General features: G+C 65.6%; 13 protein-coding genes. 6 read left to right on the forward strand and 7 right to left on the reverse strand.

Translation table 11 applies throughout. The features are described 5' to 3' along the window. Positions 1–58 precede the first annotated feature (58 nt). Positions 59–1,861, reverse strand: a complete 1,803-nt coding sequence (locus tag ACTJK6_RS21750) for a methyl-accepting chemotaxis protein (protein ID WP_440840155.1) — start codon at positions 1,859–1,861, stop codon at positions 59–61. Positions 1,862–2,085: 224 nt separating this feature from the next. On the opposite strand from ACTJK6_RS21750, the gene ACTJK6_RS21755 reads away from it, so the two are divergent. After that, positions 2,086–2,523, forward strand: a complete 438-nt coding sequence (locus ACTJK6_RS21755; RefSeq protein WP_440840156.1) for a hypothetical protein — start codon at positions 2,086–2,088, stop codon at positions 2,521–2,523. A gap of 98 nt (positions 2,524–2,621) precedes the next feature. Beyond that, the gene (locus tag ACTJK6_RS21760; RefSeq protein ID WP_440840157.1) at positions 2,622–3,551 is read left to right on the forward strand and encodes a sterol desaturase family protein; all 930 of its coding nucleotides are present in this window, start codon (positions 2,622–2,624) and stop codon (positions 3,549–3,551) included. A 1-nt stretch (position 3,552) separates the two neighbouring features. On the opposite strand, the gene ACTJK6_RS21765 is transcribed toward ACTJK6_RS21760, so the two are convergent. Next, positions 3,553–4,434 (reverse strand): LysR family transcriptional regulator, encoded by an 882-nt coding sequence (locus tag ACTJK6_RS21765; protein ID WP_414561272.1) that lies wholly within the window; start codon positions 4,432–4,434, stop codon positions 3,553–3,555. A 99-nt stretch (positions 4,435–4,533) separates the two neighbouring features. Here ACTJK6_RS21765 and gstA point away from each other — a divergent pair, with 99 nt between their 5' ends. The 3 genes from gstA to ACTJK6_RS21780 all read left to right on the forward strand — a co-directional run bounded on the left by gstA (position 4,534) and on the right by ACTJK6_RS21780 (position 6,780). Beyond that, on the forward strand, positions 4,534–5,154 hold the full coding sequence (gstA, locus tag ACTJK6_RS21770) for a glutathione transferase GstA (protein ID WP_316880621.1): 621 nt from the start codon (positions 4,534–4,536) through the stop codon (positions 5,152–5,154). 189 nt (positions 5,155–5,343) lie between these two features. Beyond that, positions 5,344–6,405: a phosphate ABC transporter substrate-binding protein PstS gene (gene pstS, locus ACTJK6_RS21775; protein WP_433865718.1), complete on the forward strand. Its 1,062-nt coding sequence runs from the start codon at positions 5,344–5,346 to the stop codon at positions 6,403–6,405. Positions 6,406–6,576: 171 nt separating this feature from the next. Further along, complete coding sequence (locus tag ACTJK6_RS21780; protein WP_232041386.1) at positions 6,577–6,780, forward strand: DUF3562 domain-containing protein; 204 nt, start codon at positions 6,577–6,579, stop codon at positions 6,778–6,780. 21 nt (positions 6,781–6,801) lie between these two features. Here ACTJK6_RS21780 and ACTJK6_RS21785 read toward each other — a convergent pair whose 3' ends face one another. The 3 genes from ACTJK6_RS21785 to ACTJK6_RS21795 form a co-directional block, all read right to left on the reverse strand. Beyond that, complete coding sequence (locus ACTJK6_RS21785; protein WP_440840158.1) at positions 6,802–7,749, reverse strand: alpha/beta hydrolase; 948 nt, start codon at positions 7,747–7,749, stop codon at positions 6,802–6,804. Positions 7,750–7,897: 148 nt separating this feature from the next. Next, positions 7,898–8,359 carry a CoA-binding protein gene (locus ACTJK6_RS21790; RefSeq protein ID WP_322016925.1) on the reverse strand — a complete coding sequence of 154 codons (462 nt, stop codon included), beginning with the start codon at positions 8,357–8,359 and terminating at the stop codon, positions 7,898–7,900. A 20-nt stretch (positions 8,360–8,379) separates the two neighbouring features. After that, on the reverse strand, positions 8,380–9,522 hold the full coding sequence (locus ACTJK6_RS21795) for an RsiV family protein (protein ID WP_440840159.1): 1,143 nt from the start codon (positions 9,520–9,522) through the stop codon (positions 8,380–8,382). 609 nt (positions 9,523–10,131) lie between these two features. Here ACTJK6_RS21795 and ACTJK6_RS21800 point away from each other — a divergent pair. After that, complete coding sequence (locus ACTJK6_RS21800; RefSeq protein ID WP_440840160.1) at positions 10,132–12,501, forward strand: DUF6600 domain-containing protein; 2,370 nt, start codon at positions 10,132–10,134, stop codon at positions 12,499–12,501. Between the two features lie 99 nt (positions 12,502–12,600). On the opposite strand, the gene ACTJK6_RS21805 is transcribed toward ACTJK6_RS21800, so the two are convergent. Beyond that, positions 12,601–13,017 (reverse strand): F0F1 ATP synthase subunit epsilon, encoded by a 417-nt coding sequence (locus ACTJK6_RS21805; RefSeq protein ID WP_027678849.1) that lies wholly within the window; start codon positions 13,015–13,017, stop codon positions 12,601–12,603. 91 nt (positions 13,018–13,108) lie between these two features. After that, entirely contained in the window at positions 13,109–14,512 is a 1,404-nt protein-coding gene (gene atpD, locus ACTJK6_RS21810) for a F0F1 ATP synthase subunit beta (RefSeq protein WP_024542535.1), read from the reverse strand. Positions 14,513–14,554: the final 42 nt, after the last annotated feature.

The following is a 14,554-nucleotide window of genomic DNA, read 5'->3' on the forward strand; positions in this document are numbered from 1 at the left end:
GCTCCATTCTAGGCAAAGGCGCACCCGGCCCGGGCGCGTTGAAGAGGGGTACGGTGCGTCAGACGCCGCGCAGCTTGAACAGGCCCACTGTGCGTGCCAGCCCCTGCGCTTGCTCGTTAAGCATCGACGATGCGGCCGTCGACTGCTCCACCAGTGCGGCGTTCTGCTGCGTGGCCTGGTCCATCTCGGCCACGCTGCGATCGATCTGGCTGATACCGGTGCTCTGCTCGTGCATCGCGCCGTCGATCTCGCCGATGATGCGCGCGACACGCTCGATGCCCTGCACGATCTCCTGCATCGTGGCGCCGGCGGCCTGCACGCGTTGCGCGCCGGTCTTCACGCTGGCTTCCGATGCCTGGATCAGGTCTTTGATCTCGCGGGCGGCCGTGGCGCTGCGTTGTGCCAGCGTGCGCACCTCGCCGGCCACCACGGCAAAGCCGCGGCCGTTCTCGCCGGCCCGAGCGGCTTCCACTGCGGCGTTCAGCGCGAGGATGTTGGTCTGGAACGCGATGCTGTCGATCACGCCGATGATCTCGGTAATACGCGCCGACGACTTGGCGATCTCGTCCATCGTGCTGACGGCGCTGGAGACCACCTCGCCGCCGCGCGTGGCGGCATCGCTTGCATCGCTGGCCAGCCGCGTGGCCTGCACGGCCGCATCGGCGGAGTTCTTCACGCTGGTCGTCAGTTCGGTCAACGCGGCAGAGGTTTCCTGCAGGTTGCTGGCGGAGACCTCGGTGCGGTTGGACAGATCACGGTTGCCCGCTTCGATCTCGCCGGTGGCGGATTTCATGCTGTCGACGCTGGCGCGCACGTCCAGCAGCACTTCGCCGATCTTGTCGATGAACGTGTTGAACGACGCGCTGATCTGCGCGACTTCATCGTTACCGACCACGGGCAGACGGTGCGTCAGGTCGCCGCCGCCGGAGCCGATGGTGTCCATCGCATCACGCACCTGCGACAGGCGGCGGAACGACTGCGACGTGAAGAATGCGGCAATGCCCAGCGCCGCCAGCGTCAGCAGCACGATGGCGATGGCCAGGGCACGTACGACACTGCGCAAACCCGCGGTGGCCTCGGCCTTGTCCAGTGCGATCACCAGGCTCCAGTCGGTCCCCTGCACGGCCTGGGCCTTCAGCAGCTTCGGCGCGCCAGCAAGCTCCACTTCCAGCGGAGCATTCGCTTTGGCAAGCGATGCCAGCACATCGGCATTGAGCGCCGCCGACACATCGGACACCGGCTTGAGCATCAGCTTGGCGTCGGGGTGGGCGATGACTTGCCCGTCCTTGGCCACGACAAACGCCAGGCTCGACGGGGTCGGGTGCACGGCGGCCACCACGTCGCGTACACGGTCCAGCGGCACGGCGCCGCTCACAGCGCCGGTGGCTTCGCCATTGCGCATCAGCGGGGCAGAGAACGAGACGTACTTCACGCCCGTAGACACATCACCGTAGGGCTTCGTGACGAGCAGCTTGCCAGCGGCAATGGCTTCCTTGTACCAAGGGCGGACGGTGGGGTCGTAGTCCTTGGGGGTGGTGCTGCTGGTGGACAGGAACGATTTGTCGGTCCAACCAATGGTGGTGATGGGAAAGCCGTCCGCATCGCCCATGTGCTTGACCAGGCCGCGCGGGTCGCCATGTTCGACGACGTCCGCCGTCGTCTTTACAGCACGCGCTTTGGCCGCCACCCATTTGTCGATGACGAGCGTGTTGGCGCTGGTGATGGCGGCAAGATTCTGATCGATCGATTCCATCGTGTTCGAACGCACGATGGAATACGTGGCGGCGCCGGACAGCGCCAGGGCACCGACCACGGTGGCCGACGAGATGAGGAGAATTCGGGTGCGGAGAGAGGAGATCATGTTTCTTCTAGGCCAAACGTTTTCCATGAATCTGACTGCGTACGGTATTTGCCGCAGCGCCCTCCAGATCCGACTGCCGGCTGTCGGGGGCCACTCCAAGCTGCTACGGCACCGCGCAAGCGAACTTGAGGCGGCGAAACCCTCCCCCACGAAGGGATGACTGCTATAAAAGGAAGCGCCCCGCATGATTGCCCAGGCAATCCATTCCCCTGAAACTGAAGCCCATGCACGACGCCGTCCACATCGACCCCGCCACCGGCGAAATCCGGCTTGCCGACATCCGCATCACACCGCAGACAAAAGCGGATGCCCTGCCCGCGCGCTTTACAGTCGGGCCTGTACGGTCCGTGAGCGTCGAAGGCAGAGACGTCCCCTGCCAATTCGCGACAGTGGCTGCGCTGGACGACGCCACGCCCGTGACCGTCAGCCTGCGGTTTGAAGCCGATGCGCTCGTCAGCGTATTCGTCGAGCTGGCGCAGCCGGTCTCGTACGACGACATCGACGTGGTGGAACAACGCCACCGCCGCTGGATTGCCGGCAAACTCGGCCAAGACCCGGGTGGCCTGACCCGCTACTCCTGGGGCAGCGCCGGCGTGGCGCAAGACAAGAGCGGCGGCGTGCACATCTTTCTGCACAACTGCAACAACACCTGGGGGCGATGAATACGTTGTAAGAAGCCCCGGCGTCGGCCCCAATTGCCGCTCCGGTATCGTTTGCAGTACCGTCGCTGGCATTCCTACGGAGCCGGGAGCCCTGCGCCATGGCCGTGCTGTTCACCATCCTGAAGATTGCCGTCGTGCTCGTGCTGGTGTCGTCACTGGCCGAGGCCGTCGTGCTGTCATTGAGAAAAGGCTGGGCCAACTACGATTGGAAGGCCGCTGGCGTGTCGGTGGTGGATTTCCTCGTACGCGAGTACCCACTGCGCTGGCTGCTGCCGCTGGCGTTCTGGATGCAAGGTCTGGAATGGGTCTACCAGCATCGTCTCTGGACGCTGCCGATGGACCACTGGACGGGCTGGGCTGCGTGCTTTCTTGGCCAGGAGTTCTGCTACTACGGGTACCACCGTGCCGCGCACCGCGTGCGCTGGTTCTGGTGTACGCATGCCATCCACCATTCGCCCAATGACCTGAACCTGTCGGCGGCCTACCGCTTCGGCTGGACAGGACGGTTGACCGGCACGCTCGCCTTCTTTGCGCTGGCGCCGCTGCTGGGCATGCCGCCGCGCATCGTGCTGATGCTGCTGTCGCTCAATCTGCTGTACCAGTTCTGGATTCACGCCACGTGGATCCCCCGCCTGGGGCCCCTGGAATGGGTGCTGAACACGCCCTCGGCACATCGCGTGCATCACGCGTCCAACCTCGAATACCTCGACGGCAACTACGGCGGCGTGCTGATCGTGTTCGACCGGCTGTTCGGCACCTACATCCCCGAGCGCAAGGACGTGCCCTGCCGCTACGGCCTCGTGCACCCGATGCGCACATACAACCTGCTGGTGATCGAATTCGCACATTGGCGCGCGCTCTGGCAAGACCTGAAGACCGCACGCTCGGTCAGCGAAGTGCTGGGTTACCTGTTCCGCCCACCGGGCTGGCGGCCCGATGGCAATGGCGACACGACGGAGGATTTGCGCCGCCGCGCCGCGCTCATTCCCGAAGAGCAACCAATCGCCCCGGCCGTTGCAGCCAACTGAATCAGGGCAAACGCAACGTCTGCGCCAGGTGGCCATACACCACGGCAATCCGCCGCAGGTGGCGCGATTCCGGATGCGTCAGCAGCCACAGCTCCGACTGATTGGCGTCTTGCAGATCGCGCAGCGCGACCAGATCGCTGCGCTCCTGCGCCATCACCACGGGCAGAATCCCGACGCCCATGCCCATGCCGACCATCTCGGCCGCAATCTGCAGGCTGTTGACGAAGTACGTGGGTATGACCTTGGGGAAATGCCGTTTGCGCCAACTCACTGACGGGTGATCCGGAATTGCATCGTCAATGGCGAGCCACGGCGTGCGGCCCGCTTCGACATCGGCGTAGGTGATGCCGCTTGCGCGCCCGGCGTATAGCCCCACGCGAATCGACCCGATGTGTTTGCCCACCAGATGCTGCGGCGGGCGCCGCGTGGCCCGCACGGCAATGTCGGCATCGCGCCGGGTCAGGCTGGCCAGCTCATTGCTCACACGAAGGTCGTAGCTCAGGTTCGGATGCTCGGCTTGCAGCGCCTTTAACGCGGGCGCGACCATGCCGACCAGGATCGTGTCCGTGGTGGTGATGCGCACGGTGCCGGATACCTGATCCGGCACCGCATGCACCGCCGATCGCGCAACCTCGAGCGCCGACTCCACCTGCTCGGCTTGTTCCGCCAGCGCGTGCGCCAGGTCGCCCGCCAGATAGCCCGTGCGGGAGCGCGCAAACAGCGTGGCGCCCAGGCCGCGCTCGATGCGCTGCAATGAGCGGAACACGGTGGACGCATCCACGCCAAGCCGTTCACCGGCCCCCGCCAGCGTGCCTGTGCGCACCATCGCCAGTACGATCTCAAGGTCGGCTGCGCTCAGCCGGTATTGCGTCTGCGCAAGCATGATTTGCTGTTCTGCCTATTTCATTGGCAACGGCGCAATCCTACAGTGTCGTCACCGCCGCCGTTGGCGGCTTTCCCAACCGTTCACGAGACCAAGACCATGAAGCTCTATTACTCCGCCGGCGCCTGCTCGCTGGCCGTGCATATCGCCCTGCGCGAAGTGGGCGCGAAGTTTGACCTCACCGCTGTCGACCTTGCCAAGCACCTCACCGCCGACGGCACGGATTTCTACACGATCTCGCCGCGCGGTTACGTGCCGCTGCTGGAGCTGGCCGATGGCTCGCGCCACACCGAAGCCGCGGCGCTGCTGCAATACGTGGCCGACCTCGACCCGGCGCAAGCACTGATCGGCAAGCCGGGCAGTGCGCATCGCCTGGCCGTGATCGAATGGCTCACGTTTGTCAGCACCGAGCTGCACAAAGGCTTCGGCCCGCTCTGGTACAAGGAAACGCCCGAAGCCACCCGCCAGGGCGCCAAGGACAAGCTGGCCAAGCGCTTTGCCGAACTCGATGCCCGCCTTGCCAAACAGCCTTACCTGGCCGACACCTACAGCGTGGCCGACGCCTATGCCTTTGCGGTGCTGAACTGGACGAACTTCCTCTCGCTGCCGATGGGCGCGTATCCGAACGTGCAGGCGTATATGGCGCGGGTGGGTGCCCGGCCGCAGGTGGTTGAAGCCTTGACGGCCGAGGGCCTGATCAAGGCCAGCGCCGTCGCCTGACCGATCGTCCGGATCGGCGGTCCTAAACAAAACCGCCGATCCCACCCCCTACTCCGCCTAACGTTTGCGGAACGTCTTACAACACATCTCCATGTTGTAGATGGGCTCTATCCGGGCTGCACGCCGTGCTGTCACAGGTGCGTCGCTACAATCGCACGCTTTGCGTCTTCTGCAGTCCGCAGCTCTCCCATGTTCAAGCACATTGTTCTCGCCGTGGCCGTTGCGGCTGCCGGCTTGCCCCTCCTCGCTCGCGCAGATGTGCGCGGTGCAGGTTCGACCGCCGCTGCGCCGGTCTATCGCGTCTGGTCGGAGGGGTATGCCGCATCGTCGGGCGTGACGCTCAGCTATGACGCGGTGGGCTCAGGTGAAGGCCTGAAGCGCATCCGCGCGGGCGCGGTGGATTTCGGTGCGTCTGACGTGCCGCTCTCCAGCGCAGAGGCTGCCAAGGCCGGCCTCGTCTGCGTGCCGTCGGTGGTGACGGGTGCGGTGCCGTTCGTGAACGTGCCAGGTGTGCCGCGCGGACAACTCAAACTGACGGGTGAACTGCTGGCGCAGATCTTCCTCGGCAAGGTCGAGAGCTGGGATGCGCCTGAACTGCGTGCGCTGAATCCGGGCGTGACCCTGCCCAAGCTGAAGATCCATCCCGTCGTGCGCTCCGATGGCTCAGGCACGACGTACCACTTCACCGACTACCTGAGTGCCGTCAGCGCCGACTGGAAACGCACTTACGGCACCAAGTCGACCATCAACTGGCCGGCAGGCTTCACTGCCGCAAAGGGCAGCGGCGATGTGGTCAAGGCGGTGCAGGCCACGTCCGGCGCCATCGGCTATGTCGACTACAACTACATCCTCGACAACGACCTGAGCGGCGTGCAGTTGCGCAACCTGGCAGGCCGCTTTGTCAGCGCGCAGGTGAGCGGCTTTCGCGAAGCGGTGATGCAGAGCGCGTGGAACCGCAAGGGCGATTTCACCGCGCCGCTGGTCAACCTGCCGGGTGCGGAGACATGGCCGATCACCATGGGCACCTTCATCGTCGTGCCGGCGGTCAGTGCATCGGGCCCGCGCACGCTGGCCGCGCTGAAGTTCCTGACGTGGGGTTACTTCCACGGCGACGAGCTGGCCGCGCGTGCGAAGTTCGTGCCGCTGCCCGAGCGCGTACAGGCGATTGCGTATCGTGAGCTGGCGCGCGTGACGGATGCGTCGGGCGTCGCCATCGGCCTGCAGAGCATGCCCGCGAACTGGAGCAAATGATCCTTGCCGGCGCGGTGTCTGTGCCGGCAACCGCACCGTTTTGATGCCGCACGGGCACCCCGCCGAAAGCTTTGCAACAAGGCTGGATTGTTCCGATGCGTTTCCTATAGTGGTCACTCGCCGCGCAAGCAGCCCCGCGCGTCATTGCCAAAGCAAGGACGGGAAGCAAACATGGGCACCGCCATCGCAGACCAGGACGAGCAGATCCACCAGATCGCACAGGACACCGGCGTACCGGCCGATGTCGTCCGCGAGCAGTACATGCAGACAATGCGCACATTGGCGGCCGACGCCAGCGTGCACGACTATCTCTCGCTGTTTGTCACACGCCGGGTGCTTGCCGCATTCCGCCCGCGCCGCACGCCGACGCGTTAGCCCGGCCCTGCTTATTCCTCGCTATTCCTCGCTGATCATTCCGACGAATGCGTGCGCTGCGCGGCGCATCCATTCGCGTGCGCGCTCGGCCTCGAACTGGATGCGCGCAAAGGCGTGCGTCATGCCGGAGGCTTCGATGGTGATGACCTGCGCGCCGTGCTGCACGAGGTAGTCGGCGTATTGCAGGCCGTCGTCGCGCAGCACGTCGTGCGCGGCCACGATGACAACGGTGTCGGGCGGCGTATAGGCCGGCGCGCGCGCCATCAGGAAAATGCGGGGGTCGTGCTCGGCGAGGGGCTTGGCGAGTGCTTCGGCACCGATGTATTTCTCCCAGTACCAGCGCATTTCATCGCGCGTGAGGCCGGGGCCCTGTGCAAACGCGTTGTAGCTTTCGCTGCCGAAGGCCGGCGTGGTGACGGGGTACAGCAGCAGCTGCGCATTCACGAGGCCGGGGCGCATGCCCTGCGCGGCCTGCACCGCAAGATGGCCGCCCGCGCTGTCGCCGCCCACGGCCAGGAAGTCCGGATCAAGGTCGAGGTCCGCGCGCTGCTCGGCCAAGTACGCGAGCGCGTCGCGTGCATCGTCCGCCGGCGTGGGAAACGCATGCTCGGGCGCGAGGCGGTAATCGACACTCACCACGGCGCAGACGGTGTCTTGCGCGACCAACGCGGCCAGCATGCGATGCGTTGTGCGCGGCGCGCCAACCACCCAGCCACCACCGTGGAACCACACCAGCAGGCGGGGCGTTGTCACGCCTTTTGGACGAAAGACGATGGCGTCGAGCGTGCGCCCCGCAAGCGGCAGGCTGAGGTCCGAAACGTCAACGCCATCAGGATCGGGGCGGTCGGATACCGCAGCAATCGCCTCGAAGCGCGCGCGTTGCGCGGCGGCGTCTTCAGGCGGAGGCAAGGCGCCGAACTGTTCGGCAAGGCGTTGATAGAACTGCAGGATTTGCGGATCGACGGCCATGATGTAAGCAGGATGCGATGACCGCCAGAGTGTAGCGCGCCGGGTCGGCTTGAACCTTCAGATGGGCCCGGACCCAACCCACGCGAGCGGTGGGGAAGCGTCAGTCCGGTGCGCCGCCGCATCGGTCAAAAGGCCGGGGGGCCAGCGCTTATTTTTGCTCGGCGACACCGAGTCGCCAGTGCTCGATCTTCGTGCAGCGGTCTTGCACGGCCGGAATGCCTGCGTTGCGCGCGACGGCCATTGCCTCGTCATTCACGATCCCAAGCTGCACCCAGATGCCGCCCACGCCCAGGGTCACGGCTTCCTGCACGACAGGCAGGACTTGTTCCGAGCGACGGAAAATATCGACCAGATCGATGCGCTGGCCGGCGGCGGCAAGGGTTGTCGCCGCTTCGGTGAGCGAGGCATAGCAGGGCTCACCGAGCACGTCTTCGCCCGCGTGTTGCGGGTTGACGGGCACGATGCGATAGCCGGCCTGCTGCAGATAGCGCGCCACGTCGTAGCTAGGCCGCGTGGGGCGTGGCGACAGCCCGACCACGGCGATGGTCTTGCCGGACAGCAGCCGGCGCATGGTGTCTTGCTCGTCGGCGTAGGAAGGATTGGCGGACATGGTTGGCGATGCAGAGGCAATCAGGTTGTGGGCCGCTTGCATGCGGCGCCCAGGTCATCGAAGCGCACGGCGGCTCGGAATGCGCCCGACGAATACGGACCGACCTCATACGGCCCGTAGTGCACGACGATGCGGTCTCCTTGCAGCGTAAACGGAAACGCCGCGTTACGCAGGTCCCGCTCCTTGAGCGCGCCGCGCGGCGCATCGGGTGCGCCTTCTCGCTTGAGCGCATCGACGATCTGCGTATTGAGGTTCTGCAGGCACGTGGATGTGGGGTTCAGCACATCGGCCAATGCGATTGGCTGAAAGCCCTGCGCACCGCGGCGCCAGTTGCCGGCAGTGAAGCTGTAGTTGCCATGCGCGCCGCCGCTGTAGGCCCACACCATGCGCAAGAGGCTGACGGTGTCGCCGAGGCCGACGGCGCTGATGCGGATGACGCATTCGGTGTCGTATTGGTCGCACTTGCGCACGCGCAGTGATTGGATCAGCGCGTCGATGGCGGCATCGCCCGTCACCGGGTAGCGCTCGGTCAGCTTGGCCTGGCCGGAGGTGCCCGTAGCCTCCTGATAGCGCGCCACGCGCTTCAGCGTGAAGGGCTGGCTGCGGCCACCGTCGCTCCAGGTGCCAGTAGCGGTGGCGCCGTCGGCCGAAAACGCACCGGAGAGCGTGCCGCCCTCGCGCACGACGGACTGCCCGGCCGCATCGAGCGCTTCTGCACGTTCGCGCCACACGAAGCGATGCTCGGGCGCATTACGGCCTTCGATAGTCCAGAAGGCGCGGCCCTGGGGGCGGTCATCGTAGGCTTCGCCGGTTAGTGTGTCGGCCACCGGATCCTTGTCTTTGTCCTGCGCTTTGGGTGGGGGGTCGTACACGTTCAACCACACGTTCCAGCCGGGGCTGTCGGCGCCCTTTCCCACCGCGCCCTGCCAGAAACTGCCGGCCAGACGCTCGGACTGCTCTTTCGTTTTTGCAAGAGGAACGGTTGGCGCAGAAGCAACAGGTGCGGAGGCGGGCGGCGCACTCGCCGGCGTTGCAGGCGGAGCTGAGGCCGCTTCGGGGCCAGCCTGTGCGCCCGCAGCCGCGCCTAGTGCCCCCATCAAGGTAACAAAAACGCCCGCGCCCACTGACTTCTGCAACACATGGTGCATCGCATGCCTGTGCATGCCTCCCTCCTATGAAACCGACACCCCAGACTCGGACACACCCCACTGGTTCGCCTTTCGCCAAGCCCCGTCTGCCTAAGCGGCAAGGTGCTGGGACTGTGCGGGTGCAGCAGGCGTTCCCTGAGCAGGCCCTCCAGGCGCTTTTGCATGCACACCAAGCGACTTTTACAGCGCTTGCATTCGATTGCAATCCGACACACTTTGTTACGCCTCAGGGCCACCCCGTCACCCACAATGCCTTCGCACCTCAGCGTTTGTGTCCAATTGTTGTGCGCCATATCGGACCCCGGACGGTCATTCCTCCGACACGATGGCGACGACACAGTCCACGGTGCAAGGTTACCCCCTCCTTTCGAATTGACCCCTCGAAGGGATTTCCCGTCCGCGCGGTGCTCCCCGGCCCGCGCGCTTTTTTTTTTGTGCGCGCAATTCGCGCGCCTGCCCGCCAGCTTCCCGGCTTTCCCGAGCGCCCTGGATACGGCAGATCCGTCTATCGGCTTCCCGCGCTAGGAAACACGCTCTTACAAAGCCAAGTCGGCCCCTCGACGCCTCCCGCGTTAAATGGAGACATCCACGCGGCACAGGCCGCCATAAAAACGAGGGCTCACCATGTCCAATGTTTCCCGTCGTTCTCCTCTCTCCGGTGTACGGCTGCCGCATGTGCTGCGCGCGGTAGGCGTTGCCGCCGTATTGCTTGTCTGCGGTGCGCAGGCTGCAATGGCCGCCGATCCGGCTTCGCGGGTGGCGCGCCTGTCGGACTTTTCAGGCACGGTGAGCTTCGCACCCGCCGGCTCCGATGACTGGGCCGGCGCCTCGCTCAACCGCCCGCTCACCACGGGCGACCGCCTGTGGTCGGACCAGGGCAGCCACAGCGAGCTGCACGTCGGGTCCACGGCGCTGCGGCTCGGGCAAAACACCGGCGCCACGCTCGTCGACCTGGACGACCGCAACACACAGGTAAAGCTCACCCAAGGCGCCCTGTCGGTTCGCGTGCGTTCGCTGCCCGCCGACCAGACCATCGAGATCGATACGCCCAACCTCGCGTTCACGCCGCAAGCACCGGGCGAATACCGTCTCGACGTCGCACCCGATGGCTCCAGCACGACCGTCACCGTCTGGCACGGTCAGGGCACGGCCTACGGCGATGACCGCTCTACTCCGCTGGGCGCGGGCCAGCAAATCCGCTTTGGCGGCACCGACCTCGCCGAGGCCGGCGGCACCGACAACCCCGGGCGCGACGCCTTCGACCGCTGGGCGGAATCGCGCGATTCCCGCGAAGACGCATCTGTGTCTGCCCGCTACGTCGGTCGTGAAATGACCGGCTATGAAGCCCTCGACGACAACGGCACATGGCGTGAAGAAGACGGCTATGGCGCCGTGTGGGTACCGCGCGCGGTGCCGGTCGGCTGGGCCCCGTATCGCACGGGCCATTGGGCGTGGGTGGCGCCCTGGGGCTGGACGTGGGTCGATGACGCGCCGTGGGGCTTCGCGCCTTTCCACTATGGCCGTTGGGCGTATGTCGGCTCCACCTGGTGCTGGGTGCCCGGGCCGGTGGTGCCGCGTCCGGTCTATGCGCCGGCACTCGTCGGTTTCGTGGGCGGCGGTGGCGGTGGCGGGGTGAGCTGGGGGATCAACATCTCGATCGGCTCGCCGGGTGTGGCGTGGTTCCCGCTAGCGCCGGGCGAGGCATATCGCCCCGTGTATGCGGCCAGCCCGACGTACGTGACGAACATCAACCGCACCGTGGTGGTGAACAATGTCACGGTCAACAAGACCATCATCAACAACACCACCAACGTGACCAACGTTCGAAACGTGAACCGGGTCACATATGTCAACGCAAACAACCCCGCCGCCCTGACGGCAGTGCCGGCCAAGACGTTCGTGAACGGCCAACCGGTCGGCCCCGCCATGACGCATCTGCGGCCTGAACAGCTGCGCGCGCAGATGGCGCACGCGCAGTTTGTGTCGACGCCGGCGCTGGCACCCGTGCGTGCCAGCCTGGTAGGCGCGGCGGCCAACGGCGGGCCGCATCAGTTGCCGCCGCCGCAGGCGTTTGCACGTCAGGCGATTGCAGTGCACGCTCCCGCCACGCCGGCAGGCGGACACGATGCGTTGGCAGAACGCTTCCGCTCTCAAGGCGGAGCGCTCCCGGGCGCTGGCCCTGCGTGGACAGGTGGCAACGCGGGCACCCGCGTTGCGCCGGTGCGGGGTCACGCCAATTTGGAGATGCCGACCGCGCCAGCGGCTGCGCAGGCAGCGGGTCTACGGTTGAGTCGCGCCGCACCGAACGGGTCTGCACACGCCGAGCCCGGCCGACCGGTGGAACAACGCGGTCCGAATGGTCCGCAAGGATTGATGGGCTCCCCGAACCCGCAGGGCACGCCGATGCCGCATGGCGCCCAGCCGGGACCGGCGCCGCGGGCCCTCATGGCCCCGGACTCGATCAACCGCCCACGTCCCTTGCCGGGTGCCGCCACGCCGCAAGAGCGGCCGGGGCAACCGCAGGCTGCGCCTGCGCCGCAAGGCCCGGCCGGCATGACGACACGTCCGCCGCAGCGCGACGGCGCACCCGGCACACCGCGCGACGAGCGCCGCGCCTTCGAGCCGCGTCCGCAACTGCCGCAGACCGGCCCTCAAGCGCCGCATCTTCAACCGCAACCACAGCGCGGTGGCCAGGAGCCGAATCGCTTCAATGGCAATCCTGCCCCGGCCATGCAGGAGCGTCCGCACAACGAGCCGCCGCAGATGCGCACACGCCCGGAGCCTGAACAGCGCCGGCCGGAACCGCACATGGAAGCCCCGCGCCCCGCACCGCAACCGCATGTTGAGATGCGTCAGCCGCAACCGCAGGCCCAACCGCGTCCGCCCGAAGCCCGTCCGCCGCAGGCTCAACCGCCTCGGCAGGAACACCATGAAGCCCAACCGCATCCGCAAGGCAATCGCGGTGATGAAAAGCGCGAAGGCGAGCACCGCTGAGCGCAGGTGCCGCGCCAGTTCGCAGGCAAAAAAAAGCAGCCCTTCGGGGCTGCTTTTTCGTCTGTGCCGACCGATGACACCGGCCGGTACACACTTGCCTTAGCGCTTGCGACGCAGGCGGGCGATCGCTGCAAGCTGCGCAGCGGCCACGGCCAGTTCACTTTGCGCACGCGCCAGATCCAGGTCACTGCTTTGATTCTGCAGCGCCTCTTCGGCCGCACGCTTGGCTTCGTTCGCCTTGGCTTCGTCCAGGTCGTGACCGCGGATTGCGGTATCGGCCAGCACGGTCACCTTCTTCGGCTGCACTTCGAGAATGCCACCAGCAACGAACACGAACTCTTCGCCGCCGTCTTCCTTCTCGATGCGCACGGCGCCCGGCTTGATGCGCGTGATCAGCGGCGTGTGACCAGGCAGAATGCCCAGCTCGCCGGCTTCGCCGGGCAGTGCCACAAACTTGGCATTGCCGGAGAAGATCTCGTGCTCAGCGCTGACGACGTCTACATGAATGGTTGCCATCTCGATTCCTTTGCTCAGAAAAGCGGCTTCCTGAATGGGCTTCAGGAAGCCAGTACTGGCCCCGGCTTACGCGCGGTGCCAGACGTTGCTCTTACTGGAGCTTCTTGGCCTTCTCGAAGGCTTCGTCGATCGAGCCGACCATGTAGAACGCCTGTTCCGGCAGGTGATCGCACTCGCCGTCCACCAGCATCTTGAAGCCGCGGATGGTTTCCTTCAGCGGCACGTACTTGCCCGGCGAACCCGTGAACACTTCTGCAACGTGGAACGGCTGCGACAGGAAACGCTGGATCTTACGGGCGCGGCCCACAGCCAGCTTGTCTTCCGGCGACAGTTCGTCCATGCCCAGAATCGCGATGATGTCGCGCAGTTCCTTGTAGCGCTGCAGCGTCTTCTTCACGCGGTCGGCGACTTCGTAGTGCTCCTGGCCAACCACTTGCGGGTCGAGCTGGCGCGACGTCGAGTCGAGCGGATCCACTGCGGGGTAGATACCCAGTGCAGCGATGTCACGCGACAGCACGACGGTCGAGTCAAGGTGCAGGAAGGTCGTTGCCGGCGACGGGTCGGTCAAGTCATCGGCAGGCACGTACACGGCCTGGATCGACGTGATCGAGCCGGTCTTGGTCGACGTAATACGTTCCTGCAGCTTGCCCATTTCTTCAGCCAGCGTCGGCTGATAGCCCACGGCGGAAGGCATACGGCCCAGCAGTGCCGACACTTCGGTACCGGCCAGCGTGTAGCGGTAGATGTTGTCGACGAAGAACAGGATGTCACGGCCTTCGTCACGGAAGCGCTCGGCCATCGTCAGGCCGGTCAGCGCCACGCGCAGACGGTTGCCCGGCGGCTCGTTCATCTGGCCGAACACCATGGCCACCTTGTCGAGCACGTTGGAGTCCTTCATTTCGTGGTAGAAGTCGTTGCCCTCACGGGTACGCTCGCCCACGCCAGCAAACACCGACAAGCCCGAGTGCTGCTTGGCGATGTTGTTGATCAGCTCCATCATGTTCACGGTCTTGCCGACGCCGGCGCCACCGAACAGACCCACCTTACCGCCCTTGGCGAACGGGCAGACCAAGTCGATCACCTTGATGCCGGTTTCCAGCAGGTCCACCGACGGCGACAGCTCGTCGAACTTCGGGGCCTTCTGGTGAATCGCGCGCTTTTCGTCGCAGGCGATCGGGCCGGCTTCGTCAATCGGGCGACCCAGCACGTCCATGATGCGGCCCAGCGTGCCGTGACCAACCGGCACCGAGATCGGCGCGCCGGTGGTCGCCACGCGCATGCCGCGACGCAGACCGTCGGACGAACCCAGCGCAATGGTACGCACCACGCCGTCGCCCAGCTGTTGTTGCACTTCGAAGGTCAGGCCCTTCTCGGCGAACGAAGCGTCGTTGCTGTCATCCAGCACCAGCGCGTCGTAGACCTTCGGCATCGCGTCGCGCGGGAACTGAATGTCCACCACGGCGCCGATGCACTGCACGATATTTCCGTTTGCGATACTCATTTGTATCTCCAATAACTTGATTCTTTGCCGTGGCTA

It is taken from the genome of Ralstonia sp. 22086, from assembly GCF_052045975.1.
Lineage (GTDB): Bacteria > Pseudomonadota > Gammaproteobacteria > Burkholderiales > Burkholderiaceae > Ralstonia > Ralstonia wenshanensis.

Coding starts and splice junctions, on each gene's coding strand:
- ACTJK6_RS21780 (WP_232041386.1), top strand. CDS start 6,577: ATGGGCACCGCCATCGCAGACCAGGACGAGCAGATCCACCAGATCGCA.
- ACTJK6_RS21805 (WP_027678849.1), bottom strand. CDS start 13,017: ATGGCAACCATTCATGTAGACGTCGTCAGCGCTGAGCACGAGATCTTC.
- ACTJK6_RS21765 (WP_414561272.1), bottom strand. CDS start 4,434: ATGCTTGCGCAGACGCAATACCGGCTGAGCGCAGCCGACCTTGAGATC.
- ACTJK6_RS21760 (WP_440840157.1), top strand. CDS start 2,622: ATGGCCGTGCTGTTCACCATCCTGAAGATTGCCGTCGTGCTCGTGCTG.
- ACTJK6_RS21800 (WP_440840160.1), top strand. CDS start 10,132: ATGTCCAATGTTTCCCGTCGTTCTCCTCTCTCCGGTGTACGGCTGCCG.
- ACTJK6_RS21795 (WP_440840159.1), bottom strand. CDS start 9,522: ATGCACAGGCATGCGATGCACCATGTGTTGCAGAAGTCAGTGGGCGCG.
- gstA (WP_316880621.1), top strand. CDS start 4,534: ATGAAGCTCTATTACTCCGCCGGCGCCTGCTCGCTGGCCGTGCATATC.
- ACTJK6_RS21790 (WP_322016925.1), bottom strand. CDS start 8,359: ATGTCCGCCAATCCTTCCTACGCCGACGAGCAAGACACCATGCGCCGG.
- pstS (WP_433865718.1), top strand. CDS start 5,344: ATGTTCAAGCACATTGTTCTCGCCGTGGCCGTTGCGGCTGCCGGCTTG.
- ACTJK6_RS21750 (WP_440840155.1), bottom strand. CDS start 1,861: ATGATCTCCTCTCTCCGCACCCGAATTCTCCTCATCTCGTCGGCCACC.
- ACTJK6_RS21755 (WP_440840156.1), top strand. CDS start 2,086: ATGCACGACGCCGTCCACATCGACCCCGCCACCGGCGAAATCCGGCTT.
- ACTJK6_RS21785 (WP_440840158.1), bottom strand. CDS start 7,749: ATGGCCGTCGATCCGCAAATCCTGCAGTTCTATCAACGCCTTGCCGAA.